This window comes from Azospirillum sp. TSH58 (assembly GCF_003119115.1).
Classification (GTDB): Bacteria; Pseudomonadota; Alphaproteobacteria; order Azospirillales; family Azospirillaceae; genus Azospirillum.
Genome location: NZ_CP022363.1, coordinates 37,218 through 62,810 on the forward strand (window position 1 = coordinate 37,218; position 25,593 = coordinate 62,810).

At 67.7% G+C, this 25,593-nt stretch carries 22 protein-coding genes; 5 read left to right on the top strand and 17 right to left on the bottom strand.

Annotated elements, in window-relative coordinates; genetic code table 11:
- Positions 1 to 80: 80 nt before the first annotated feature.
- From TSH58p_RS00190 to TSH58p_RS00210, 5 genes are all read right to left on the bottom strand, one after another.
- Positions 81 to 1,241, bottom strand: coding sequence for an osmoprotectant NAGGN system M42 family peptidase (locus TSH58p_RS00190; protein ID WP_199230016.1), 1,161 nt, complete (start codon positions 1,239 to 1,241; stop codon positions 81 to 83).
- Between the two features lie 15 nt (positions 1,242 to 1,256).
- Positions 1,257 to 3,023 carry an N-acetylglutaminylglutamine synthetase gene (gene ngg / locus TSH58p_RS00195; protein WP_199230017.1) on the bottom strand — a complete coding sequence of 589 codons (1,767 nt, stop codon included), beginning with the start codon at positions 3,021 to 3,023 and terminating at the stop codon, positions 1,257 to 1,259.
- Positions 3,024 to 3,030: 7 nt separating this feature from the next.
- A complete protein-coding gene (locus tag TSH58p_RS00200) occupies positions 3,031 to 4,806 on the bottom strand; it encodes an N-acetylglutaminylglutamine amidotransferase (protein ID WP_109067992.1) in 1,776 nt (591 codons plus the stop codon).
- Positions 4,807 to 5,156: 350 nt separating this feature from the next.
- Positions 5,157 to 6,647: a DUF563 domain-containing protein gene (locus TSH58p_RS00205; RefSeq protein ID WP_146205810.1), complete on the bottom strand. Its 1,491-nt coding sequence runs from the start codon at positions 6,645 to 6,647 to the stop codon at positions 5,157 to 5,159.
- A 157-nt stretch (positions 6,648 to 6,804) separates the two neighbouring features.
- On the bottom strand, positions 6,805 to 8,265 hold the full coding sequence (locus tag TSH58p_RS00210) for a PLP-dependent aminotransferase family protein (protein ID WP_109067994.1): 1,461 nt from the start codon (positions 8,263 to 8,265) through the stop codon (positions 6,805 to 6,807).
- Between the two features lie 100 nt (positions 8,266 to 8,365).
- Here TSH58p_RS00210 and TSH58p_RS00215 point away from each other — a divergent pair, with 100 nt between their 5' ends.
- Positions 8,366 to 9,091, top strand: a complete 726-nt coding sequence (locus TSH58p_RS00215; RefSeq protein ID WP_109067995.1) for a pyridoxamine 5'-phosphate oxidase family protein — start codon at positions 8,366 to 8,368, stop codon at positions 9,089 to 9,091.
- 24 nt (positions 9,092 to 9,115) lie between these two features.
- Here TSH58p_RS00215 and TSH58p_RS00220 read toward each other — a convergent pair whose 3' ends face one another.
- The 3 genes from TSH58p_RS00220 to TSH58p_RS00230 form a co-directional block, all read right to left on the bottom strand.
- Positions 9,116 to 9,583 (bottom strand): DUF4112 domain-containing protein, encoded by a 468-nt coding sequence (locus TSH58p_RS00220; protein ID WP_109067996.1) that lies wholly within the window; start codon positions 9,581 to 9,583, stop codon positions 9,116 to 9,118.
- Between the two features lie 199 nt (positions 9,584 to 9,782).
- Entirely contained in the window at positions 9,783 to 10,343 is a 561-nt protein-coding gene (locus TSH58p_RS00225; protein WP_109067997.1) for a hypothetical protein, read from the bottom strand.
- Between the two features lie 112 nt (positions 10,344 to 10,455).
- Positions 10,456 to 11,370 carry a LysR family transcriptional regulator gene (locus TSH58p_RS00230; RefSeq protein ID WP_109067998.1) on the bottom strand — a complete coding sequence of 305 codons (915 nt, stop codon included), beginning with the start codon at positions 11,368 to 11,370 and terminating at the stop codon, positions 10,456 to 10,458.
- 125 nt (positions 11,371 to 11,495) lie between these two features.
- On the opposite strand from TSH58p_RS00230, the gene TSH58p_RS00235 reads away from it, so the two are divergent.
- Both TSH58p_RS00235 and TSH58p_RS00240 read left to right on the top strand, forming a co-directional pair.
- Positions 11,496 to 12,857, top strand: a complete 1,362-nt coding sequence (locus TSH58p_RS00235; protein WP_109067999.1) for an aspartate aminotransferase family protein — start codon at positions 11,496 to 11,498, stop codon at positions 12,855 to 12,857.
- A 29-nt stretch (positions 12,858 to 12,886) separates the two neighbouring features.
- The gene (locus TSH58p_RS00240; RefSeq protein WP_109068006.1) at positions 12,887 to 14,386 is read left to right on the top strand and encodes a CoA-acylating methylmalonate-semialdehyde dehydrogenase; all 1,500 of its coding nucleotides are present in this window, start codon (positions 12,887 to 12,889) and stop codon (positions 14,384 to 14,386) included.
- Between the two features lie 205 nt (positions 14,387 to 14,591).
- On the opposite strand, the gene TSH58p_RS00245 is transcribed toward TSH58p_RS00240, so the two are convergent.
- The gene (locus TSH58p_RS00245) at positions 14,592 to 15,350 is read right to left on the bottom strand and encodes a GntR family transcriptional regulator (RefSeq protein WP_109071377.1); all 759 of its coding nucleotides are present in this window, start codon (positions 15,348 to 15,350) and stop codon (positions 14,592 to 14,594) included.
- Between the two features lie 35 nt (positions 15,351 to 15,385).
- The gene (locus TSH58p_RS00250; RefSeq protein WP_247874176.1) at positions 15,386 to 16,054 is read right to left on the bottom strand and encodes a CBS domain-containing protein; all 669 of its coding nucleotides are present in this window, start codon (positions 16,052 to 16,054) and stop codon (positions 15,386 to 15,388) included.
- A 179-nt stretch (positions 16,055 to 16,233) separates the two neighbouring features.
- Between TSH58p_RS00250 and TSH58p_RS00255 the strand changes: the two genes are divergently transcribed.
- Entirely contained in the window at positions 16,234 to 16,422 is a 189-nt protein-coding gene (locus TSH58p_RS00255) for a hypothetical protein (RefSeq protein ID WP_109071375.1), read from the top strand.
- A gap of 7 nt (positions 16,423 to 16,429) precedes the next feature.
- Here the strand turns inward: TSH58p_RS00255 and TSH58p_RS00260 are convergent, their stop codons facing one another.
- The 4 genes from TSH58p_RS00260 to TSH58p_RS00280 form a co-directional block, all read right to left on the bottom strand.
- Positions 16,430 to 17,134 carry a TerC family protein gene (locus tag TSH58p_RS00260; RefSeq protein ID WP_109071374.1) on the bottom strand — a complete coding sequence of 235 codons (705 nt, stop codon included), beginning with the start codon at positions 17,132 to 17,134 and terminating at the stop codon, positions 16,430 to 16,432.
- A gap of 79 nt (positions 17,135 to 17,213) precedes the next feature.
- Positions 17,214 to 18,761: a tripartite tricarboxylate transporter permease gene (locus tag TSH58p_RS00265; protein WP_371732412.1), complete on the bottom strand. Its 1,548-nt coding sequence runs from the start codon at positions 18,759 to 18,761 to the stop codon at positions 17,214 to 17,216.
- Between the two features lie 184 nt (positions 18,762 to 18,945).
- Entirely contained in the window at positions 18,946 to 19,452 is a 507-nt protein-coding gene (locus TSH58p_RS00275; protein ID WP_109071371.1) for a tripartite tricarboxylate transporter TctB family protein, read from the bottom strand.
- An 82-nt stretch (positions 19,453 to 19,534) separates the two neighbouring features.
- Positions 19,535 to 20,608 (bottom strand): tripartite tricarboxylate transporter substrate binding protein, encoded by a 1,074-nt coding sequence (locus TSH58p_RS00280; RefSeq protein WP_109071370.1) that lies wholly within the window; start codon positions 20,606 to 20,608, stop codon positions 19,535 to 19,537.
- 509 nt (positions 20,609 to 21,117) lie between these two features.
- On the opposite strand from TSH58p_RS00280, the gene TSH58p_RS00290 reads away from it, so the two are divergent.
- Positions 21,118 to 22,821, top strand: a complete 1,704-nt coding sequence (locus TSH58p_RS00290) for a right-handed parallel beta-helix repeat-containing protein (RefSeq protein WP_348981746.1) — start codon at positions 21,118 to 21,120, stop codon at positions 22,819 to 22,821.
- 85 nt (positions 22,822 to 22,906) lie between these two features.
- On the opposite strand, the gene TSH58p_RS00295 is transcribed toward TSH58p_RS00290, so the two are convergent.
- The 3 genes from TSH58p_RS00295 to TSH58p_RS00305 all read right to left on the bottom strand — a co-directional run bounded on the left by TSH58p_RS00295 (position 22,907) and on the right by TSH58p_RS00305 (position 25,580).
- Entirely contained in the window at positions 22,907 to 23,281 is a 375-nt protein-coding gene (locus tag TSH58p_RS00295; RefSeq protein ID WP_247874174.1) for a hypothetical protein, read from the bottom strand.
- Positions 23,282 to 23,520: 239 nt separating this feature from the next.
- Entirely contained in the window at positions 23,521 to 24,291 is a 771-nt protein-coding gene (locus tag TSH58p_RS00300; protein WP_109071366.1) for a hypothetical protein, read from the bottom strand.
- Positions 24,292 to 24,392: 101 nt separating this feature from the next.
- On the bottom strand, positions 24,393 to 25,580 hold the full coding sequence (locus tag TSH58p_RS00305; RefSeq protein WP_109071365.1) for a polysaccharide pyruvyl transferase family protein: 1,188 nt from the start codon (positions 25,578 to 25,580) through the stop codon (positions 24,393 to 24,395).
- Between the last annotated feature and the right edge of the window lie 13 nt (positions 25,581 to 25,593).

Consider the following 25,593-nt stretch of genomic DNA (forward strand, 5'->3'; position numbering starts at 1 on the left):
GCTTTCGGCGGACCGAAGGTCCGCCTGTCGCGTCAGCGCAAATTTCGTTTGCGCGTGAGCGGAGGGAAGAAGGAATGGGGTCACTCCTCCACCTTCGCGGGGGCGGTGGGCTGCCAGGGGAAGGCGCCCATCGGTCCCATGCCGACGCGGTCGCGCGGGATCGCCACGTCGCTCTGCATGTAGAGCGCGATCAGCTCGGCCAGCGAGCGCAGCGAGTCCGCGTGAATGCGCTCGTAGCCGTGGGAGCTGTCGATGCCGAAGCAGACCAGCGCCGTGCGGATGTCGTTGCCGGCCTCGATGGCGGCGGCGCTGTCGCAGCGGTAATAGCGGAAGACGTCGCGCTGGTGCTCGATGTCGTGCTGCTGGCACAGCGACAGCAGCTTGTGCGTCAGGTGGTAGTCGAAGGGACCGGTGCTGTCGGCCATGGCGACGGTGACGCCGAACTCGCGGCTGTTCTGGCCCATGGCGGTGGTGCCGTTGTCGATGGTCACCATCTCCGCCACGTCCTTGTGCAGGACCGACGAGGCGCCGGAGCCGACCTCCTCGGAGATGGTCAGCAGCAGATGGCAGTCCACCGGCAGCGGCAGCTTGGCGTCCAGCACCGCCTTGGCGGCGGCGAAGATCACCGCCACCCCCGCCTTGTCGTCGAGATGGCGGGAGTTGATGAAGCCGCTGGCGTCGAACTCCGCCTGCGGGTCGATGGCCACGAAGTCGCCGACATTGAAGCCGTGGGCCTGCAACGCCTCGAGGTTTTCGCAGCGGGCGTCCACCCGGATCTCCAGGTTGGTCCAGGCCACCGGCTGGGTGTCGATCTCCTCGTTGAAGGTGTGGCCGGACGCCTTCAGCGGCAGGATGGTGCCGCGGTAGCTGCCCTTGTCGGTGTAGACGGTGCAGCGCGCCCCCTCGGCGAAGCGCGCCGACCAGGTGCCGATGGGCACGACCTCCAGCCGGCCGTTCGCCTTCAGCATCTTCACCTGGGCGCCCAGCGTGTCGAGATGGGCGACCACGGCGCGGTCGGGGCTGTACTGCCGCCCCGCCAGATCGGCGCGGATCGCGCCGCGCCGGGTCAGCTCGAAGGGGATGCCCAGACGGTGCAGTTCGTCACCGCAGAAATGCACGATCTGGTCGGTGTATCCGGTCGGGCTCGGGATCTCCAGCAGGCGGCGGAGAAGGCCCGTCAGATAGTCCATGTCGATGACCGGCCGAACGATTCCGGTCCGCGTCAAGGCTGCCTGCTCCATACCACCTCCTGAACGTCACGCCCGCGGATCGACCGCGGAATAGGGGAAGAGAAGATCGAGGAAGCGTTCGGCGGTCGGCTGCGGTTCGTGGTTGGCAAGGCCGGGCCGCTCGTTCGCCTCGATGATCGCGTAGTCGGACCCCAGCAGGTCGGGGATCAGAAGATCCAGGCCGACCACCGGTATGTCGAGCGCGCGCGCGGCCTCCACCGCCGCCTCCACCACGCGGTGGTGCAGGCGGTCGGTGATGTCGTGCAGCGTGCCGCCGGTGTGCAGGTTGGCCGTCTTGCGCACGGCCAGGGCCTGCCCCTCCGGAAGGACCGAGTCCATGGAGAAACCGGCGTCCCGCACACAGCGTTCCGTCTCCTCGTCCATCGGAATGCGGCTTTCTCCGCCGGTGGCGGCGGCGCGGCGGCGGCTCTGCGCCTCGATCAGCTGCGCGATGGTCCGGTCGCCGGTGCCGACGATCTCCGCCGGACGGCGCACCGCGGCGGCGACCACGCGGTAGTCGATCACCAGGATCCGCACGTCCTGGCCCTGGACGAACTGCTCCAGCAGGACCGTGTCGCAGATCTTCTTGGCCTTGCCGATGGCCCAGGCCAGAGTCTCCGCGTCGCGCACGTCCACCGTGATGCCCTGGCCCTGCTCGCCGCGCGCCGGCTTCACCACGACGCTGCCGTGGCGCTCCAGGAAGGCGGCGTTGTCGTCCATGCCGTCCGCGGTCATCTGGTCCGGCACCGACAGGCCCGCCCGCAGCAGCGTGCGCCGGGTCACCGCCTTGTCGTCGCAGCGGAACAGCGCCACCGCCGAGGTCAGCTCGCTGAGGCTTTCGCGGCACAGGATGCTGCGCCCGCCGAAGCTGAGGCGGAACAGGTTGGACTCCGCGTCCACCACCTCCACCGCGATGCCGCGGCGCCGGGCCTCGTTGATGATGATCATGGCGTAGGGGTTGAGGCTGGCCTCCACCGCCGGGCCGGCGAACAGCTTCTCGTTGATCGGGTTCTTGGTCTTCAGCGCGAAGACCGGCACCCGCCGGAAGCCCAGCTTCTCATAGAGCGCGATGGCGTTCTCGTTGTCGTGCAGGACCGACAGGTCCATGAAACTGCGCCCGCGTTCCTTGAAATGCCCGGCGAGCGCGCGGACCAGCGCCTCACCGATACCGGGATAGGCCGCCTGCGGATCGACCGCCAGGCACCACAGCGAGGAGCCGTTCTGCGGGTCCCTGAAGGCGCGGACATGATCCACCCCGGTGACCGAGCCGACGACCGCCCCGCTGACCGGATCGGTGGCGATCAGATGGGTCAGCACGCGGCTGTCGCGCTCCGCCCAATAGAACTCCTGGTCCATGGTGACCATGCCGCGGGCGCCGTAGATGCGGTTCACGGCGTCGGCGTCCTGGCGGCTGCGCGGCTTCTCGATGGTGAAGCCGCGCGTCTCGAAGCCGGGCCGGAAGGAGGCCAGCCGCAGGCGGTAGGTGTGCGAGGGGTCGAGGAACAGCTCGTTCGGCGCCCTGGAGAGCGCGACATGCGGGTCCTCCAGATACAGCGCGATGTCGCGCCGTCCCGGTCCCTCCTGCCGCATGGCCTCGATCAGCTTCCCGACGTCGGGGAAGGTGTTGGCGAACAGCAGGCGTCCCCAACCGCAATTCACCACCGCGCACGGCATCGGCCCGGTTCCCACCCCCGTCCGCCGGCTCGGGCGCGGCGCGTCCTCGTCCATCAGGGCGGACACCAGGGTGCGTTCGATACGGAAGGGCGTCTGGTTGCGATTCTGCATCGTCATCATGCGGTGTTCAAATCCCGTGGGTTTGCAGCCAGAACTCCAGCAGGGCGGCCTGCCAGAGCTTCGAACCGCGAAGCGGCGTGATGTGGGTTTCCGGATCGCTGAACAGGCGGTCCAGATAGGCCGGCTGGAACAGCGCGCGCTCCCGCGCGGCGGGCTGGTTCAGCACGTCGCGCACCAGTTCCAGATAGGGGCCGCGGAGATATTTCAGGGCCGGCACCGGGAAGTAGCCCTTGGGCCGGTCGATCACCTCGGAGGGGACGACGCGCCGCGCCGCCTCCTTCAAGACGTATTTGCCGCCGTCGCGCACCTTCAGCTCCGGCGGGACGCGGGCGGCGAGTTCGACCAGATCGTGGTCGAGGAAGGGCACGCGCCCCTCCAGCCCCCAGGCCATGGTCATGTTGTCCACCCGCTTCACCGGGTCGTCGACCAGCATGACGGTGGTGTCGAGGCGCAGCGCCTTGTCCACCGGGCGGTCGGCGCCGGGACGGGCGAAATGGGCGGCGACGAAGGCGCTCGCCGCGTCCTCGTCGGCGAGGTATTGCGGGTTCAGCGCCTCGGCCATCTCCGCGCGGTTGCGGTCGAAGAAGACCTTGGCGTAGGTGGACAGCGGGTCCGTCGCCTCCATCATCGGCGGGTACCAGTGGTAGCCCGCGAAGATCTCGTCGGCGCCCTGGCCGCTCTGCACCACCTTCACATGCTTGGCGACCTCCTGCGACAGCAGGAAGAAGCCGATGGCGTCGTGGCTGACCATCGGCTCCGACATCGCCCGCACGCAGTCCTGAAGGGCGGGCAGGGCGCGGCTGCTGTCGATGAACAGCTTGTGGTGGTCGGTCTGGAACCGCTGGGCGATCAGGTCGGAATACTGGAACTCGTCGCCCTTCTCCTGCCCCACGGTCTCGAAGCCGATGGAGAAGGTCTGCAGGCCGGTCTGCCCGGCCTCCGCCAGCAGGGCGACGATGACGGAGCTGTCCAGCCCGCCCGAGAGCAGCACGCCGACCGGCACGTCGGCGACCAGACGCCGTTCCACCGCCTTGCGCAGCGTGGACAGGACGGCGTCCTGCCAGTCGTCTTCCGACATCCGCTCGTCGCCGGGCTGCGGGCCGAAGACCGGCTCCCAATAGGTTTCCTCGGTGCGGCGCCCGTCCGGCTCCAGCGTCAGCAGGGTGGCCGGCGGCAGCTTGCGCACGCCCTTCAGGATGGTCCCCGGCGCCGGCACGACGGCGTGGAAGCTCATATACTGGTAGAGCCCCACCGGGTCGATCGCGGTGTCGATGTCGCCGCCGGCCAGCAGGGCGGGCAGGGTCGAGGCGAAGCGCAGCCGCCCCGCCGTCTCGGACAGGTAGAGCGGCTTGATGCCCAGCCGGTCGCGGCCCAGCGTCACGCGCCCGCTGTCGCGCTCCCAGATGGCGAAGGCGAACATGCCGTAGAGCCGCTCGACGAAGCGGCGGCCCCAGGCGTGATAGGCTTTCAGCAGGACTTCGGTGTCGCCGTGCGAGAAGAAGCGGTAGCCCTTGGCCTCCAGCTCCGCCCGCAGCTCCGGGTAATTGTAGATGCAGCCGTTGAAGACGATGCCGAGACCCAGTTCGGGGTCGGTCATCGGCTGCTGCGCCGCTTCGGACAGGTCGATGATGCTCAGCCGCCGGTGGCCGAAGGCCATCCGGCCATGGGCGAAGACGCCTTGCCCGTCGGGGCCGCGCAACGCCAGGGCTTCGGTCATCGAGCCGACCGCGGACGCGGAGGCCGGGCGAGAATCGAAGCGGATTTCCCCGCTGATGCCGCACATTGTAAGAAAAATCTCCATATTCGAATTGACTGGACGCCGGCAAAAAACGCTGGAAAGCGGCGAAGGACCGGCGCCACCCCTCAACAGGCGTGCAGCTTGATCGTCGCAAGGTTGGGGCCTGCCTTGCAGGGCTTATCCGGGGTAGGGGGTGACGAAAGACCGGACGGGGCGCCCGTATTTCGGGCGTAAAAGGCTTACCGCTTCTGTCGCCGCCCGTTGCTCGATCCGGAAAAACGCAAGGCGCCGAGGCAGGAAGCGAATTGGAGGGACCAGGAGATTTGGAGGCGCTCCCTCTGCCCCTTATGGGGTCCGATACGCAACGGCCCCGAAAGAAAGGCAGGGTGCGAGGCTCAGTGGGCGAAACTCACAGGAAGCCGGCGCAGAAGGCTCCACATCCGTTCGATGTCCACCTCGAACGACGCGGCGTTGTCCATGCCATCCTCACGGGGTGGAACCGCTTCGACATGGCTGGTGTAGGATAGCCCGCAAACGCCGCTGATATGGTAGAAGCAGGGGTTGAGGTAATTGCTGCTCCGGATCTCCACCATCCAGGTGCCCGGCGCGCAGAAACCGCAATTGACCAAGCCCGCTCCATGCGCGCCGATCACCAACTCGGCCTCCTTGAACAAGCGGACCTGCTCGGCGAAAGACCGCTCCCCAAGCACCACCGTCTCGAAGCCGACCCGTTCAAGGGTCGTCGCCAGCGCCGCCTCGTTGGTGATGCGCGGGCAATCGCTGTCACGCCGGCTGATGAAAATCCGGCGGCGCGCGCGTGGATCGTGGGCGATGCGTCTGCGCAGGGTCGCGAACAGATCGGTCACCGTTTCGTCCGGGAAAAGCCCGACCCCGCCGAGGTGCGATGGCACGATCAGACGGCGGCACCGGACGAGATCGGATGCCGGATCGGTTCCGTCGGCCGATGTTGCGAACCCCACATCACCCACCAGGAGCCGCAGGGAGTCCGCTTGCCAGGGCTTCAGGGGCGGGGCGAGCAACGGCGGTGGCGGGCCGATGTGGTGGGCACAGGCTTGCACGCTCGCCAGAATGTCCATGATCCAATGAAAGTAATTCCGGTTCATCGCGGTGGACGCCAGAAGCGCCGGCCCTTCGACGACCTGGGCGTCAAGGCCGCCGTGCTCCAACCGCTCCAGATCCTCCCGGATCCGCTGGCTGTCGGACAGGTAATGGGAGTCCTGCCACACGCCATGGCCTGGCACATAGACGGCGCCGGTGGAGCGGCGGACATAGACATCGCTCAGAAAGGACATGGCCGGTGGGTGGGTGACGATCTCCGCGTGCGGGAAGCCGGACAGGAGCGTGCCGTCTGGATCCCGGCATGGACGCCAGACGCGGCGGATCGGCCCCTCGGGGAAGACGATGGTGGGGTTGGGCGATGCCCAGAGTTTGGCCTCCGCGACGTCCACGGGCACCGCGGCCACGTCCTGCGCGCGGCAGACGGAATAGCTTGGCTGCGGATGGGATGCCGGGGCACCGAATGTCCGCACCGTGAGCGGCAGGCTGCATTGAACGGTGGCGTCGTCCTGGACGTAGATGAAGGTCAATTGGACGCGATGCGCCCGGCCATCGCGAAGGTAGGCTGGAACCCGGTACGAGAAGTTCAGGCAGCAATGCCCGTTATGACGCTCGCCGACAAAAGGAAGGAACTCATCGGCTCGGATCGATGCCCGGTGCACGCCGTCGATCAGCACCTGGCACCAGACCGGGGCATAAGGACCGGCGCTGCTGATCACCCAGCCGGAAAAACCTTCATCATCATAATCGACCTGCACCTCGGCGGTTGGCGTGGAGGCGGAAGGTGCAGTTGCGGTCGTGTTCAGCACGTTGGGCTTGTCCGGACTGGCTCATGCGCTCTTCGTTCGCCGCGCTGTGCTGGGCGGACGCTGAAACATACCATCACACGCTTCAAGAACGCAGCGCTCATCGGCACACAATCTCCGATGGAATGGACGAACCAAAAAGCCGGCCGCAATTAGACGTCTAATTGCGCCGCTGGTCGTCCGTCGCCAACGCGGCGCCGAGTTCGCGGGCGGCGTGGCGCAGGGCGCCAGGCTCGTGGCCGGTGAAGCCCAACATCAGCGCTTGCAGGGGTGGGGCGGCGATGTGCATCGGGCTGACCGGGCGGACGGCGATTCCGCGCCGGGCCGCCACCGCCTCCACGTCGCGGTCCGACAGGCCGGGGCGCAGCCGGGCGATCAGCTTCATGCCCTGCTCCGGCACCTCCGCTTCCATCCAGGGGGAGAGATGGGCGCGGATGGCGTCGGCGAGCGCGTCCCGCGCGGCCGTGTAGCGGCGGCGCATGCGGCGCAGGTGCGGGCCGAAATGCCCGTCCTCCAGGAAGTCGGTCACCACGCCCGTGTACAGGGTGGCCGGGTGCCAGTCGGTCAGGCGGCGCATGGTCAGCACCGGCTCCAGAAGCTCGGGCGGCAGCACGGCGTAGCCGAGCCGCAGGCCGGGAAACAGGACCTTGCTGAAGGTGCCGACATAGATGACCCGCCCACCGCCGTCGATCCCCTGAAGGGAGGCGAGCGGACGGCCCGCGTAGCGGAACTCGCTGTCGTAATCGTCCTCCAGCACCCAGGCGCCGGCCCGCCGCGCCCAGGCCAGCAGTTCCATCCGCCGCGCCATCGACAGCACCACGCCCAGCGGGTAGTGGGAGGAGGGGGTGACATAGGCCAGCCGGGCGTCCGGCGCCGCGGCGACGCCCGACGCCACCTCCATCCCCTGCCCATCGACGGGAACCGGCACGATGCGGGCCTGCGCCGCCTCCAGCGCGGCGCGCACCGCGGGGTAGCAGGGGTCCTCCAGCCACACCGGATCGCCGGGCCGCAGCAGCACCCGCAGCACGAGGTCGATGGCCTGCTGGGCGCCCGCGGTGATCACCACCTGCTCCGGCTCGCAGCGCACCGCCCGCGCGGTCTGGAGATAGCGGGCGATGGCCTGCCGCAGCGCCGCCGGTCCGCCGGGCTCGCCGTAGCCGAGCATCTCCGGGTCGGGCCGCTGGAGGTGCCGCAGGGTCAGACCGCGCCAGATCCGCAGGCTGCGCTCGTCCAGCGCGCAGCGCCCCGTGCTGAAGGGCAGGGTGCTGAAGGGCAGGGTGCCGAAGGGAGTGGCCGGTGGCGGCGGGGAGGGGATGCGGCGGGGCGGTTCCGGCGGGGGGATCTCCAGCCCGTCCGGCAAATCGCGGGACACGAAGCTGCCGGCCCCGACGCGCCCCTCGATGAAGCCTTCGGCCAGAAGCTGCTCATAGGCGGCGACCACCGTGTTGCGGGCGACGCCGAGCCGTTCGGCCAGCGCCCGTGTCGGCGGCAGCTTCCCGCCGGGCGGCAGGGCGCCCGACAGGATGGCACGGCGCAGCTCCCGGTAGACCTGCCGCAGCAGCGGCTCCCCGCCCGTCCGGTCGATGGGAAGCAGCATCAGGTCGGAGAGATCGGCGGGCATCGGATTGGTCCAGTCGACAAGGTCGGAATTGGCTCTCACGCCGGACCAATGGCTAGGCTCTAATGGCGCCGTTGTCCACCGCCGCGAAGAGAGTTCCGCGATGTCCGAGGCCGTTCCATCCGACAGCTATCCCGTCACCGACCGCAACCGGGTGAAGCGCCTGCATGAGCGGGGACGCTACGACCGGGAATCCGTCCACGCCATCCTCGACGGCGCGATGATCGCGCACATCGCCTACGTCGTCGACGGGCAGCCCTACTGCACCCCCACGGCCTTCTGGCGGGAGGGCGAGCATCTCTATTGGCACGGGTCCTCGGCCAGCCGGATGCTGCGGGCGCAGCGCGATGGCCTGCCGGTCTGCCTGACCGTGACGCATCTCGACAGCCTCGTGCTGGCCCGCAGCGGGTTCAACCATTCGGCGGATTACCGGTCGGCCATGTGCTTCGGCACCGCCCACATCGTCGAGGAGCCGGACGCCAAGGCCCGCGCGCTCGACGCCATGGTCGACCGCTTCTATCCGGGACGCAGCGCCGAGCTGCGGGCCGGCACGGCGCAAGAGATCAAGGCGACCATGGTCGTCGGCATGGAGATCGAGGAGGCGAGCGCCAAGGTCCGGAGCAAGGGCCTGTCCGACGAGGGGGAGGACATGGACCTGCCCATCTACACCGCCCGCTATCCGGTGCTTCAGGTGATCGGCGCCGCGGAGCCCTGTCCGCGGCTTCCCGCCGACACGCCGGTCCCGCCGGGGCTGGCGGGATTCACCGCCGGCCGCCGGCTGGACGAGCTGATGGTGGAGAACCACCGCCTCCGGTTCGGCGGGGAGTGACGCGCCCCGTCACCGGGGCCGACTTCACCGCGTCCGGCGCCACTCGCCGTCGATGGTGTAGGGTGCCGAGGAGCGGCGGCGATGAGTCCGGCCGCCCCGCGGGGGAGGACCGTCCAGATGCTCGGCGAGGATCGCCATGTTCTTGCGGTTGGCCTTCCAGAACACGTCGGCGATGTTGCCGGCGACCGGAACGGCGCTGATCAGGCTGTCCATCGCCACGTTGCCGACCATGCGCAGCAGCTTGCCGCGCGGCACGCCGAGCCTCCAGGCCTCGCGGATGAGATAGCCGGACACCGCCGTGGTGGCGAGGTTGCCGAAGCCGGGAACCAGACCCAGCACCGCGTCGGCGCCGAAGGTGATGTTGGTGCCCGGCACGCGGACGGCGCTGTCCATCATCCGCGCCAGCCATTCCAACCGCTGGCGCGCGGCGAAATGCGCCGTCTCGCCGTAGGCGGAACCGTAACGGAAGGAAGAAAAAGACGTATCGGTCATACGGACCCTCCAGAAGGGGACGGCTGAACCGTCCGCTCAAGTGAAGGGCTCCGACATCGCGGTCCGTACCTTGCGGACCGCCAGAGGGGCCCGGAGCCAGTCCCGCACAGATGGCCCGGTCCTTCCGCCCGCGCAAGACCCGCCCGGTACATTTTCGTATGAGTACGTTGGAATCATCCCCGATTTTTTGGGGGCGCCGTCACAACAGCATCAGGAACGCCGGCAGGCCGCCCAGGACCGCCCCCTGGGCCCCGCCCCACAGAACGTCGCCCTGCTCCACCGAGCGGCGCAGCGCCGGGTTGGTGCCGCGCAACTGGCACAGGGCGAAGATGGCGGCGTTCACGGGACCCGCCAGGGCGAACCACAGGATCCAGGAGGGCATGCCGCCGAGCCAGACGGCGGGGGCGAGCATCAGGGCGGTGCGCCCGGTCCAGGAGAGGCCGCGGAACAACAGGGCTTCCCATGACCAGACCCCGCGCGGGCCGACCGGGCCGAAGGGCAGGAGATGCTGCCCGACGAGCGTCGCCCCGGCGGTGGCCACGCCGACCACCAGCGCCTGGTTGATCGGCATGGCCAGCGACCACAGGGCGGTGCTGAGCAGGGTCGCCGGGACGCCCCACATCAGCAGGCGGGACAGGGCCCCCGTCTGGCGGCTGAGCGCGCTGAGAAAGAAACTGCCGAGCAGGGAGCAGGTGACGGTGAGCAGGACGGCGGCGAACAGCAGATAGTCGATGACGAACTGTTCGGTCAGCATCACCATGGCCGTTCTCCCCCACCCGTTCTTTGTTCGTATTCCCCTCAATTACGGTGGGGCGCGACCGGGCCGGCGTCAATGGAAATCACCCCGATTTTTGGGGGGCCGCCTCACCCCTTCATTCCGTGCGTCTCAGCAGGTCGAGAAAGCGCTCCAGCACCAGGTTGGGCCGCGTCCCCTTCCTGGTGACCGCCTGGAATTCCTGGGCGTAATGGAAGCGGTCCGGCAGAAGGGCGCGCATCGCCCCGCGCTCGACCCATTGCCGCGCGTAATGGGTGGGCAGGAAGCCGACGTAGCAGCCGGTCAGGATGAGGAAGGCCACGCCCTCGCGGTCGGTCGCGGTGGCGGTGGCGGTCAGCGCCTGCTGCACCCCCGCCGCCTCCGGCACCTGCTGCGCCTCGGTCGGGGCCACGGCGTCGGCGGCCTCCACCGCCGCGTCGGGCACCGTCCCGGCGTCGAACAGCGGATGTCCGCGCCCGCAATAGAGGCGCGATTCCTCCTGGTACAGCGGCAGGCGGTCCAGGCCGGGCAGGGCGCGGCGCGCCGGCACGACGCCGACCTGCAGGCGCCCGTCGAGAACGCCGCGCTCGATCTCGTTGGGCGGGATCATGCGGATGTTCACCCGCACCTCCGGCCCCTGCTGCTTCAGGCCGCGCAGGGCGTTGGTCACGCGCATCTTCGGCATCGTCACGAGGTTGTCGGTGATGCCGATGTTCAATTCGCCGCGCAGCCGCCCGTGCGCGGCGTTGATCTCGCTGCGGAAGCTCTCCAGACCGGCGAACAGGCGCAGCGCCGCCTCGTAGGCCATGCGCCCGTCGTCGGTGAGCAGGAAACCCGCCCGCCCGCGCCGGCACAGCCGCAGCCCCAGCCGCCGCTCCAGATCGGCCATGTGCAGGCTGATGGCGGCGCGGCTGATGTTCAGCTCCACCTCCGCCGCGGAAAAGCCGCCGCACTCCACCACCGTCTTGAAGACGCGCAGCAGGCGCAGGTCGGCGTCGTTGAGGCCGCTCAAGGGGCGGGCGGGCTTGGACATGGATAGGTAAGCGGATGCTTGCGTAAGGTTTGGATGGTTTGGATTTAACCGCAACCAAGCCTCCGCGCACACTGTTTTCCGAGATGTTCTCCGAAGCCCACCCCAGCCAGCAGGAGTGCCGCCCGATGCCGCCGTTGGACGAGAGCCAGAAGACCGGAACCGCCCCGACCGCCGGGCTGACGCGCGAGGAGCTGGACGCCCACTGGATGCCCTTCACGGCGAACCGCGAGTTCAAGGCCAACCCACGCCTGATCGCCCGCGCCGAGGGCGCCTGGTACTGGGACGCCGAGGGGCGCAAGATCTACGACAGCCTGTCCGGCCTGTGGTGCTGCGGCGCCGGCCACGGCCGCCGCGAGATCAGCGAGGCGGTGGCCCGCCAGATCGGGGAGCTGGACTACAGCCCGGCCTTCCAGTTCGGCCACCCCGCCGCCTTCAAGCTGGCGCACAAACTGGCCTCGATGACGCCGGCCGGGCTGGACCATGTGTTCTTCGTCAATTCCGGGTCGGAGGCGACCGACACCGCGCTGAAGATGGCGCGGGCCTATTGGCGGCTGAAGGGCCAGCCGGCCAAGACCAAGCTGATCGGCCGGTCGAAGGGCTATCACGGCGTCAATTTCGGCGGCATCAGCCTGGGCGGCATCGGCGGCAACCGCAAGCTGTTCGGCGCGGGCGTCGAGGCCGACCATCTGCCGCACACGCTGCTGCCGCAGAACGCCTTCACCAAGGGCCTGCCGGAGCAGGGCGCCGAACTGGCCGATGCGCTGGAGGAGCTGGTCGCCCTGCACGACGCCTCAAACATCGCCGCGGTGATCGTGGAACCGCTGGCCGGCTCCGCCGGCGTGCTGCCGCCGCCCAAGGGCTACCTGAATCGGCTGCGCGCGCTGTGCGACAAGCACAACATCCTGCTGATCTTCGACGAGGTCATCACCGGCTTCGGCCGCATGGGGGCCGCCTTCGGCGCCGACGCCTTCGGCGTGGTCCCCGACATCATGAACGTCGCCAAGGGGTTGACCAACGGCGCGGTGCCGATGGGCGCCGTTGTCGCCAGCCACGAGATCTACCAGACCTTCATGGACAACGGCGGCGCCGACTACATGGTCGAGTTCCCGCACGGCTACACCTACTCCGCCCACCCCGTCGCCTGCGCCGCCGGCCTCGCCGCGCTGGAGCTGTTCGAGCGGGACAGGCTCGCCGAGAAGGCGGCGGATCTGGCTCCGCATTTCGAGACGGTGCTGCACGGGCTGAAGGGACTGAAGCACGTCACCGACATCCGCAACTACGGCCTCGCCGGCGCGGTGCAGATCGCTGCCCTGCCGGGCGAGCCGGCCCGCCGCCCCTACGAGATCGCCATGAAATGCTGGAAGGCGGGCTTCTACGTCCGCTTCGGCGGCGATACGCTGCAGTTCGGCCCGCATTTCATCAGCGAGCGCGACGACCTCGACCGGCTGATGAACGCCGTCGCCGACGCCATCCAGGCGACCGCCTGAGCCATCGACGGAGGACAGTGGAGACCGCCATGACCCTCGTTCCGCACCTCATCGGCGGCACGGCCGACGCCCCCGCCGACACCCGCAGCGCCGACATCGTGAACCCGGCGACGGGCGAGACCGTCGGCCGCGTCCCGCTTGCCGGCCGCGCCACCGTGGAATCGGCCATCGCCGCGGCCGAGGCCGCCTTCCCGGCGTGGCGGGCGACGCCGCCGGCCAAGCGGGCGCGGGTGATGTTCCGCTTCCGGCAGCTGCTGGAGGACAACGCCGACCGCGTCTGCGCGGCGATCACGCGGGAACACGGCAAGACGCTGGAGGACGCCCGCGGCGAGCTGACCCGCGGCATCGAGAACGTCGAATACGCCTGCGGCATCGCCGACCTGCTGAAGGGCGAGCATTCCAAGAATGTCGGGCCGGGCATCGACAGCTGGTCGGAGTTCCAGCCGCTGGGCGTCGTGGCGGGCATCACGCCCTTCAATTTCCCGGCCATGGTCCCGCTGTGGATGTTCCCGGTCGCCGTGGCCTGCGGCAACAGCTTCATCCTGAAGCCGTCGGAGCGCGACCCGAGCGCGTCCCTGCTCGTCGCGCAGCTGGCCCAGGAGGCAGGGCTGCCGCCGGGCGTGCTGAACGTCGTCCATGGCGACAAGGAGGCGGTGGACACGCTGCTGACCGACCGGCGCGTCCAGGCGGTCAGCTTTGTCGGCTCCACGCCGGTCGCCGAGCATGTCTACGCCACCGGCACCGCCAACGGCAAACGGGTGCAGGCGCTGGGCGGGGCCAAGAACCACGCCATCGTCATGCCCGACGCCGACCTCGACAATGCGGTCAGCGCCATCATGGGGGCGGCCTACGGCTCCTGCGGGGAGCGCTGCATGGCGATCTCCGTGGTCGTCGCGGTGGGCGACGCGACCGCCGACCGCGTGGTGGCGATGCTGGCGGAGCAGGTGCGCGGCCTGACGGTCGGGGCGGGGACCGGCACCGGCTGCGACATGGGTCCGCTGGTCACCCGCGCCCATTTCGAGAAGGTGAAGGGGTACGTGGACCAGGGCGTCGCCGAAGGGGCGGAACTGGTGGTCGACGGCCGCGGGCTGGTGGTGCCGGGGAACGAGGGCGGCTTCTTCCTCGGCGGCTGCCTGTTCGACCGGGTGACGCCGGAGATGAGCGTCTATCGGGAGGAGATCTTCGGCCCGGTCCTCTGCGTCGTGCGCGTGAAGACGATGCAGGAGGGCATGGACCTGATCGACGCCCACGAATACGGCAACGGCACCTGCCTGTTCACCCGCGACGGCGAGGCCGCGCGCTACTTCACCGACGCGATCAAGGTGGGCATGGTCGGCGTCAACGTGCCGCTGCCGGTGCCGGTTTCCTACCACAGCTTCGGCGGCTGGAAGCGGTCGCTGTTCGGCGATCTGGCGGCCTACGGGCCGGACGGCGTGCGCTTCTACACCCGGCGCAAGACGATCACCCAGCGCTGGCCGGCGGGCGGCGTGCGCGAAGGCGCGCAGTTTTCCTTCCCATCGATGAAGTGAGCGGAGCGAGTTTCCCCTCTCCCCTCTGGGGAGAGGGTTAGGGTGAGGGGGGTGCGCATGGCGCCACGTCCGGTACAGGCGCAACCCCCTCACCGGCTCTCAGCGGATGCCATAGGCATCCGCCTGCCGCCGTCAGCGCTGGCCTTTAGCCAGCGCGAAAGGCCCTTCGGGCCACCCTCTCCCCAGAGGGGAGAGGGCTAAGAGGCTACATCATCGGCAGACCGTCCTTGAACGCGGCTTTCACGTCGGGTCCCCGGACCTCGGCCAGCCGCAGCCAGTCGAGGAAGTCGCCGTGCCGCTCGACATGGGCGGCCAGGCCGAGCGTGTGCTCGCGCGCCAGACGCTCGGCCAATTCGCCGTCGCGCCGCTCCAGCGCCCGGATGATGTCGCGGTGCTCGTGCATCGACTGTTCGGCCCGGTTGTCCTGGCGGATCGACAGCTTGCGGATGGCCCGCATGTGGATGAACAGGTTGTCGGTCAAGGTCTCCAGGATGCGCGCCCGGCTGAGACGGATGATCGCCTTGTGGAACTCGATGTTGGCGTCGGAATATTCCTGGATGTTGTCGGACGGGGCCTGTTCCTCGAAGCTGCGGAAGATGTCCCACAGCGTGCCGATGTCCTCCGCGGTGGCGCGCTCGGCGGCGAGGCGGGTCGCCATGCTTTCCAGCGCCGCCCAGGCGATGATCATCTCGATGATCTCGGTCTTGGTCTTGCGGACGACGTAGATTCCCCGCCGCGGCTCCAGCCGCACCAGCCCTTCCTGCTCCAGCAGGGTCAGGGCCTCGCGGATCGGGGTGCGGCTGACGCCCAGCAGGCCGCTGAGCTGGCGCTCGTCCAGCCGGACGTCGCCGGGGTGGTCGTAGATGTCCATCTGGATGATGGCCTGCTTCAACCGTCGGTAGACCTGGTTGCGGAAGGTGGCTCCGGAGTCCAGCGGTTGCACGGACAGTTCGGGTGGCGGCATCGGGCTGCTCCTTCGATGGGCGGATGGCCGGGGAATCACCCGACGAAGCGGTTCCGGTTGAGATGCTCCTCCACGCGCTTCACCCCGCTCACGCCGCTTGCCGCGGTGTGCAGGGCGCGGCGCTGCTCCTCGCTGTCGACCATGCCCCAGAGCTGCACGACCCCGTCGTTGACGACGATGTTGATCCGATCGAGGTCCACCCAGGACTGTCCGTCCAACGCCTCCAGCAGCGCGGCGCGGATCGCCTCGTCGCCGGACGCGCCGAAGCCGGCGGCGCCGCGCCGGTTGCGGAGCAGCCCCTGCAGCAGGTTGGCCCGGCTGATGATGCCGACCGGGCGCCCGTCGACCAGAACAGGGGCGCGCTTGATCCGCTTGTCCTCCATCAGATCGGCGATCTCGGCGATCTCCGTGTCGGGTGCCACGGCGTGGACCGGGCGCGACATGACGTCGCGCGCGCAGCGCCCGTGCGTCTTCAGGAAGTCGGCGGCCTGCACGTTGCGGCCCACCAGCATCTCCAGCCAGCGGGCGCGCGGGCGGTCGGTTCCCGTCTCCACCCGGCGCAGAAGGTCCCCCTCGCTGATGATGCCGACCGCGCGGCCGTCCTGGTCCACCACCGGCAAGCCGCTGATCCGATGGCCTAAAAGCAGTTCCGCGATGTCCGGCACGGGGGTGTCCAGCGCCACCGTGATGACCGGCGATGTCATGACATCCTTCGCTTGCATCTCGACGTTCCTCCCTGAACTGGCGGTGCGGAGCCTGTGTCCGGCTCCTGCTGCGTGTCTGGTATACGAAATGCTATGTTTCTTATCCCTTGCTCCCCAACGGACTTTGCGCCATCTGTGCTGCAACGCAGCATGAGTGTGGTCAGAGTCCGGAGTTCCCCATGTTGGAGAGTCTTGTCATCGTGTTCGCCCTGGCCGGGTTGGCCGCCGTGGTGACGGAGATTTTGCGGAACGATCCGGGCCTCATCTCCGAGATCACCAGCGACGTGCGCGCCATGGCCCAGCCGGGCCGGTTCCGGGCGGTGCGGGGCGACCGCTGCCGCGAGCCCCGTCGCCCGTCCTCCTGCTGACGGCTCCTCAGGCCGGATCGGTCTCCACCACGGCGCGGCGGCGGTTGATGCTGCGGGCCATCAGGAAGCCGGCCGTCATCACCCCCAGCGCCGCGACGAAGGGCGCCGTCCCGGTCAGCACCGGCAGGCTTTCCGTCACGTGGGAATGGATGCTCGGGTCGGTGAGGATGACCTCCGCCGCGATGTAGCCGAGCAGCCCGGCGCCGGCATAGACCAGGGCCGGCAGCCGCTCGATGGCCTTCAGGATCAGGGTGCTGCCGAAGACGATCAGCGGGATGCTGATGGCCAGCCCCAGGATCAGCAGGACCGTGTTGCCGTGCGAGGCGGCGGCGATGGCGATGACGTTGTCCAGGCTCATAACCGCGTCGGCGATCACGATGGTGCGGACCACCCCCCACAGCCCGGCGGAAGTGCCGGCATGCTCCGCCTGCGCCTCCTCCTCGGTGGGCAGCATCAGCTTGATGGCGATCCAGAACAGCAGCGCCCCGCCGATGATCTTCAGGTACGGGATGGCCAGCAGATAGGCGATGATGACGGCGAACAGCACGCGCAGCACGATGGCCGCCCCGGTGCCGAGGAAGACGCCGATCTTCTGTTGCTTCGGCGGCAGCGAGCGGCAGGCCAGAGCGATGACCAGCGCGTTGTCGCCGCTCAGCAGGATGTCGATCCAGATGATCTGGAGCAGAGCGATCATGAAATCGGACGTGTCCATCGTCCCGAACCCCCCGATGTGAGAAGAAGGTCCCCGGCCGGCCGTCCCGTCCCGGAGGCCGGCGGGGGAGTGGGTGGAGCTATTTCACGGGGATGACCTGGGTCCCGCCGTCCTGCCGGGACTGGCGCTTGCGCAGCAGGGCGGAGATCAACGGCCAGAACAGCATGACCAGCGCCAGGGTGACGATGCTGCCGACCAGCGGGTTGGACCAGAAGATCGCCAGATCGCCCTGCGACACCAGCATGGCCTGCCGGAAGGAGCTTTCCGCCATATCGCCCAGCACCAGCGCCAGCACCAGCGGGGCCAGCGGGTAGGACAGCTTCTTGAAGACGTAGCCGACGACGCCGAACACCAGCATCATGACGATGTCGAGGAAGGCGTTGTGCACCGTGTAGGCGCCGACCGCGCAGATCACCACGATGACCGGCGCGATGATGCTGAAGGGGATGCGCAGGATCGAGGCGAAGACCGGAACCGTGGTCAGCACCACGATCAGGCCGGCGATGTTGCCCAGATACATGCTGGCGATCAGGCCCCAGACGAACTCCTTCTGCTCGATGAACAGCAGCGGGCCGGGCTGGAGCCCCCAGATCAGCAGGCCGCCCAGCAGCACCGCCGCGGTGGGCGAGCCGGGGATGCCCAGAGTCAGCATGGGCAGCAGCGCGCTGGTGCCGGCGGCGTGGGCCGCGGTTTCCGGTGCGACCACGCCCTCCATCTCGCCGTTGCCGAAATTCTGGCGGTTCTTCGAGAAGCGCTTGGCGAGGCCATAGCTCATGAAGGAGGCCGGGGTGGCGCCGCCCGGCGTGATGCCCATCCAGCAGCCGACGATGGAGCCGCGGATGGCGGTGACCCAATAGCGGGGCAGGCTCTTCCAGGTCTCCCACACGACCTTGGCGTTGATCTTGGCGCTCTTGCCCTTGAAGGCCAGGCCCTCCTCCATGGTCAGGAGGATCTCGCCGATGCCGAACAGGCCGATGACCGCGATCAGGAAGTCGAAGCCGCGCAGCAGTTCCACCGAACCGAAGGTCATGCGCAGCTCGCCGGTCACGCTGTCCAGCCCGACCGCCGCCAGCGCGAAGCCCAGCATCATGGCGCACAGCACCTTGAAGGGGGATTCGCTGCCCATGCCGACGAAACTGCAGAATGTCAGGAGCTGGACCGCGAAGAACTCCGCCGGGCCGAAGCGCAGGGCGAAGCCGGCGATCACCGGGGCCAGGAAGGTGATGAGCAGGACCGCCACGAAGGCCCCGAAGAAGGACGAGGTGAAGGCCGCCGTCAGCGCCTCGCCCGCGTGGCCCTTCTGCGCCATGGGGTGGCCGTCGAAGGTGGTCGCCACCGACCACGGTTCGCCCGGTATGTTGAACAGGACCGAGGTGATGGCCCCGCCGAACAGCGCCCCCCAGTAGATGCAGGAGAGCATGATGATCGCCGAGGTCGGCGACATGCTGAAGGTCAGGGGCAGCAGGATCGCCACCCCGTTCGCCCCGCCCAGCCCCGGCAGCACGCCGATCAGGACGCCCAGCGTGATGCCGATGAACATGTAGGCGATGTTCATGGGATCGGCGAGCACGCCGAACCCGTGTATGAGTGACCCGAGCGCTTCCAAGTTTCCCTCCCTTTCCGGCATCCGCGCCCGTTCCGTTTGGAATCGTCGCGTCTTGAGCGCGCAGGACGGGGTTCGTCCCCGCCGCATGGGCTGGTTCGTCGCGGATGCCTGCCGCTGCTTCGGTGTGCGCGGCCGTTCCCGCGGCCGCCCCGGCTTTTAAAAAACTGGACTGGTAATAACTGGACCCGTCAGAACCCGAACCCCGTCAGAACCCGAACATCGTCTCCACCGGTCCCTTGGGAAGCGGAACCAGGAACCAGATCTCGAACATCACGAAGAGGCCCGCGGGCACGAGGATGGAGACGGGCAGGATCGTCTTGAGCGGATACTTGCCCACCCAATGCATGAAGAAGGCGATGAACAGCACCGCCGACAGATAGATGCCCAGAAAGGCGGTCAGGATCACGAAGACCACGCTGGGGACCAGCACCTGGAGAACCAGGGCGAGTTGGTGTTTCTCGACGAAGGCGGTGCGTTCGCCGCTGTGGCGCCAGAGGTTGACGGCCAGCGTGGCCAGACTGCTGACCAGCATGATCAGGCCGACATAGAAGGGGAAGTAGCCGGCCTTCGGCCCGTCGGACCCCCAGCCGTTGCCGACGCGGACGCTGTCGGCCATCACCACGATGGCGACCAGGGCGAACAGCCCGGCGACGACGATTTCCATGGTCCGGTTCGAGACGACCGGATCACTGTTCTGCGTTCCATGCTCCATGGCTCACTCCCACAAGAACCCGGAAGGTGGGGGAGGGCGCCCGGGGCGCGATGCCCCGGGGGCCGCGCTTGAGACGAGAGGGCTATTGTTTGGTGAAGCCCGCCTTGTCCATCAGGGTCTTGTGCTGGGTTTCCGCCGCGGTCAGCCAGGTCTTGAAGTCGTCGCCGGTCTTGAAGCTGACGTTGAAGGCCCCCTTCGCCATGAAGTCCTTCCATTCCTCCGTCTCGCGGACCTTCTTGAAGAGGTCCACGTAATAGGCGATCTGGTCCGGCGTGACGCCCGGCCCCATGAAGATGCCGCGCAGCATGGTGTATTCCACGTCCAGCCCGGATTCCTTGCAGGTCGGGATGGTGTTCCACGACTTGCCGTCGGCCACCGGCTCCTTCAGCGGGATGCGCTCCTTGTCGAAGACGCACAAGGGGCGCAGAGCGCCGGCCCGCCATTGCGACACCGCCTCGATCGGGTTGTTGACGCTGGCGTTGATGTGGTTGCCGACGAGCTGGGCCGCCACGTCGCCGCCGCCCTTGTAGGGAACGTAGGTGAAGGTGACGCCCGCCGACTGCTCGATGGCGGCGGTGATGATCTGGTCCTCCTGCTTGGAGCCGGTGCCGCCCATCTTGAAGCGGTTGGCGCCGCCCTCCTTGGCGGCCTCGACGAATTCCTTGGGCGATTTCTGCGCGGCCTCGCTGTTCACCCACAAAACGAAGTTGTCGAGCGCCAGCATCGCCACCGGGGTCATGTCCTTCCAGGAGAAGGGAACGCCGGTCGCCAGGGGTGTGGTGAACAGGTTGGACAGGGTGATGATGATCTTGTGCGGGTTGCGGTTCGACGATTTGACGTCGAGGAAGCCTTCCGCACCGGCGCCGCCCGACTTGTTGATGACGACGATGGGCTGGCCCATCAGGTTGTTCTTCTGAATGATGCCCTGGATCATCCGCGCCATCTGGTCGGCGCCGCCACCGGTTCCCGCCGGGACGACGAATTCGACCGACTTGGTCGGTTCCCAGGCGGCCTGGGCCGCGTTCGGGATCAGCAGGAGGCCGAGCGCGCCGGCCAGGGCCGTTCCGCTTGCGAGCCTTCTTTTCCGGGTGTTTTTAAAAGCGAAGGAGTCAAAAGGGGTCTTCCGCGCGCAGCGCGGGCGCTGTACGTCCTTCATGCCTCATTCCTTCCCTTTTGGGTGGCCGGGCTTCCGTCGGCACGGCTCATCATTTTTGGATTGTCTGGCGAGACGGATTGTTTGTTCAGCAAACTGTCCGTGTGGCGTATGGTATGTGGCATCCCAGCTTTCTTCAACAGGAATGTCACAAGACAACCGGCCCCGATCACTGGGTGCGGCGCAGAAATCCGCTGGAAATCGGCGGCTAAATTCTTGTAGTTCGCTGCAATTTCAAGAATTTGCCGAAAGAATTACCCCTTTCGTGCTAGCGCTTAAATTCGAGGAACTACTTCTTTCGTTAGGGTAATTCCTGTGACGGATTTGGCGCACTTCAAAAACTAATTATCCTAAAATCGAACCATTTAAGGCCACACGGGGCTGGCTAGGCTCCGGTCCTGTCGAAAACGATTGAGCGCACAGCAAGCGGGACGGCGCGATCCGCGCACATTCCCGCCCACCGCCACAAACGTGGCGCTGTAAAAAGGAAAGAGTGAAAGACCATGGAACATATGGCCATTGAGCTTGATCATCAGAACCACGCCGACACGACTGGTTTTGTCGGTGATTCTGCTGCCGATCCGTTCCAGGCTGTTGTCGAAGGCATCACCCCGGTGACCGCCGACAGCGCCGCGACGTCGGACTCAATTCTCCATCTCCAGGCACTCCAGACCACCGCACAGCCTCTGGCGCTGGCCGAAGCCACGGCCGCTGCCGCTGCCACCGCCAAGATCGTCGTGAACGCCTCCGGCACCGCCGCGGGCGGTGTGTCGCCCCATTTCAAGCTGCTGGTGGACGGCGCCGTGGTCGGCGAAGGCACCGCGGGCGGCGACGCCAAGGATTTCTCGTTCGACGCCAACGTGACCGCCGATCAGGCGCACAAGGTTCAGATCCAGTACGACAACGACGGCGCCGTCGATGGGCAGGACCGCAACCTGACGGTCAACGCCATCACCATCAACGGCCACAAGGTCGCCCCGACCGACCCCTCCGTCACCTATGACAAGGGCGCGCTCGACGGGAAGGACGTCGTCCCGGGCCAGGCCAACATGTGGTGGAACGGCACGCTGGCCGTCGCCGCTCCCAAGGAATTCTTCGCGACGACCGCCGCCGCGGCCCCGGCCGCCCCGACGGCGCCGACCTCCGGCACGTCGGACTACCCGTCCACCCCGGCCTCGCAGATCTACTACGTCGATGCGACCAACGGCAGCGACAGCAACTCCGGCCATGATGCGAACCAGGCCTGGAAGTCGCTGGACAAGGTGAACTCGACCAACTTCGCCCCCGGCTCGCTGGTCCTGTTCGAGCGTGGCGAGACCTGGCACGACAGCCTGCTGGCCTCCACCTCCGGCACCTCCGACAAGCCGATCGTCTACGGCGCCTACGGCACCGGCGCCAACCCGGTGATCGAGGCGGCCAGCGGCTCCAGCTACGCCGTCAGCCTGAACAACAAGGACAACATCACCTTCGACAGCCTGACCATGAAGGGCTCGGGCGATGCCGGCCTGCTGCTCAACGGCGGCGCCGACAACGTGAAGGTCACCAACTCCCAGATCGTCGACAACCACGGCTCCGGCGTCGTCATCAGCGGCACCTCGCACGGGCTGCGGATCGACCACTCCACCATCGACGGCAACGGCGCCTACGGCATCGTGCATTACTCCGCCGACAACGCCGACCAGTACTTCACCAACAACACCATCAGCGACAACGGCTGGCGGACCGACGGTGTGTATTCGGGCTGGAACGGCCGCATCCTGAGCGGCGAGATCGCCGACAACACGATCTTCAACAACGGCGCCGGCGGCGGCGACGGCCGGTCGCACGGGCTGTACCACGACCACAGCCAGGCCAACAGCACGCTGAAGATCCACGGCAACACGATCTACGACAACCCGCGCGGCGCCGGCATCCTCGCCAAGTCGAGCACCGAGATCTACGACAACACGATCTACGGCAACGCCAACGTCGGCATCTCGGTCGGCCAGAACCAGGGCACCAGCGTCACCTACAAGATCTACGGCAACGAGATCTTCAACAACAACGGCGGCATCATGGAACACCTGAAGGGCGCCGGGTCGATCACGCTCGACGTGCACGACAACATCTTCAACAACAACAACGGCCGCTCTGCGGTGTCCATCGCCGACAGCATCAGCCAGAACGTCGTCAACAACACCATCTCCTCGGCCTCCAAGGCCAGCCCGACCGCCTAAGGACGGGCTCTCTCTCCACGTTTTCGGCGACGACCGCGCCCGGCCAGTCTCTGGCCGGGCGTCGGTGCGTGCGGATGCCGCCGATTCACCAGTGCAGGAAAATGCCGACGTCGCCCGGCATGCCGCCGGGATAACTCAGAATCTGGGCGCGCAGCTTGTAGCCGGCCGGGCGCAGATACCGGTCGTAGTTGTCGTAGACCTCCCGCGCGAAGCCGGTGAGGCTGTCCGGCCAGTCGGGCTCGAAATTGTTGATCGCCCGGCCGCCATCGCTGCAATAGCCGCTGGGAAAGCGCACGATCTCGATCTCGGTTTCCCCGCGTTCCGCCGCCGCGCGCACGGCGCGGGTGAAGCGCTCCTTGGCATCGGGACGGACATGCTGGTGCATGAAGGCGTCGTGGATCGCGCTCTGCTCCTCCTGCCTTTTCTTCTCAAGCTCCTGCGCCTCCTTCCGTCGCGCCATCTCCTGCGCTTCGGTGATCGCGTGGAGATCCTTGGGCGTGATCAGATCACCGCCAAGCGTGGGATACGGAGGGGTGGAAGGACCGTCTGCGGGCATGTCGCATGTCTCCCGGTAAAGGCCACTCCTTCAGGGTGGCACGCGGAACGGCGGCGCGTCCACCGCCGGCGCACGGAAAAGCCGCCGCCGGATTCGGCGGCGGCTGAAGCGCCTGGAAATGACGAGGTGGCGGCGGGCCGCCGTTATCCGAAGATCGCCAACCCGATCACCGTCGCGGCGAAGGCCCCCACGGCCGAGGCCAGGGCGGCGATGATGGTGGGGGCGTGCGACTTGGACGACTTCACCTTCAGCGCGTCGTCGAAGCCGCGCAGCGTCGTGTCCATGCGGACGAGGAAGACCTCCAGCCCGGCGACCCGCTCCTGAAGGCCGTGCAGCGCGTCCGACAGGGCGGCCTGCTGCGCCGCGGCGGCACCGGCTCCGGCCTGGCCGGCGGCGATGCGTTCCTGCGTCTCGCGCAGCAGCCGGGCGATGCCCTGCTGGCCGGCGGCGATCTGCTGATGGTCGCGGCGGGCGGCGTCCAGCCCGGCGCCGATGCGCACGAGATGCGGGGCGAGCGTGCGCTCCAGCAGCTTCTCCTCGGGGCTCGGCTGGGCGAAGGTGGCGATGGTGCCGGTGCTCGGGGCGACGACCACGGCGACGACGCGCGTCGGGTCGAGCCCGGCCGGAATCGCGAGATCGGCTTCGAAGGCGTGGTGGCCGTCGCCGAAATTGCCGCCCACCAGATCCTCGCGCGGGCGGTCGGCCAGCGCGCGCCCCAGAACGAGGCTGCGCCCGTCGGGCATCTCGGCGCGGAACTCGACCGTCAGGCGGTCGGTGGGGTAGGAGCGGTCCCAGGCCCAGCCGTAGATCCGTCCGGCCTGGACGGCGTCCACCCGGCCTTCGATGACGGACGCCGCAGGCTCCGCCGCGACGGGGGTGGAGGAAACGGTGTCGGGCGTGGCGACGTCGGGCATGGCGGGCACTCGCGAGTAAGCGGGAGAAGGAACGGGAACGGGGCGCCGGCCCCGGAGAAAACATTCTCCGGAACCGGCGCCCCTCTTTGCGGCAACCGCCGTCAGGCCGCCTTGCGCTGCGGCGACTTGCGCGCGGTCGGGCTGGGCATGCGGTGCGGGATGTAGTTCTCGTCCAGGAACTCCCGCATGTCGCGGTAGCGCTGGTAGAAGGTGCGGTTGAACTTCTCGAACAGGCTCTGGTCCCAATACTCTTCCAGGACGAAGGGCTTGTCGGAATAGACGTCGTAGCAGGGGATCGCGAAGGTCTCCGCGAACTCCGCCGTGCGGCTGTCGTAGCTGAAATAGACCGACGGCGTGCCGTTCGACAGCGCCATCAGGTTGCCGTGCAGGCGGTAGCCCAGCACGAGGTCCTTCGAGCGCACGATGTTCTCATAGTCGGCGACGACGTCCGAGTACCACAGGCGCGAGCGGTACAGCTCGTCCAGCTCCTCGTCGAAGTACCAGTTCTTCAGCCAGTTGTTGTTGTGCAGCTCGTCCCAGGCCTCGGCCTTCTGCTCGTCGGTGCCCCAGAGCAGCTTCTTCTCCTCGACCTCGCCCTGCATCATCAGGACGGTGTCGAAGCGGCGGCTCATGTCCTTGACGAAGTCGCGATGACGGGTGAGGTAGGTCTTCACGTCCGGCGAATAGTGGCTGGACACCTCACGGCGCATGGTGATGCCGACGTTGCGCACACTGTCCAGCGACGGCAGGTCGATGCGCAGCTCCGGATCGCGGTTGCGGAAGGCGGTCGGGCAGCCGACGATGCGGACGTTCTTGATGCCGAGGTCCCACAGCACTTCGGCGGTGTAGGTGCCGCGCACGCCCAGCGTCGTCGACTTGTCGGCGAACATCTGCCAGATGCGCTTGCTCTCGTCCGACAGCTTCAGCTTGCCGGTGGCCGGGGCCTGGGCGCCGACGCCGAAGGCGATGACCGGGATGCGCAGCTTGGACAGCACCTGCTCGGTGCCCTCCGGCCAGGTCATGTGGTCGTGGATGTAGTTCGACCCGCGCAGGAACACGTAATCGTATTCGGCGTTGGCCTTGTCCACCACCTCCTGCTTGAACTCGCGGATCTCGACGACGTCGAGACGGTCGAAGGTCAGCAGCTTCAGCGAGGAGTCGTAGACGAAGGCGTCGCCGATGTTGTGGTAATGATTGATGCTACGCTGAATGTTCTGGTAGCTGTACCACCGCACGCAGTCATGGTCATAGACTTCGCCGGAGGGAATCATGACTAGGATGTTAGCCAATTTAATTCTCCTG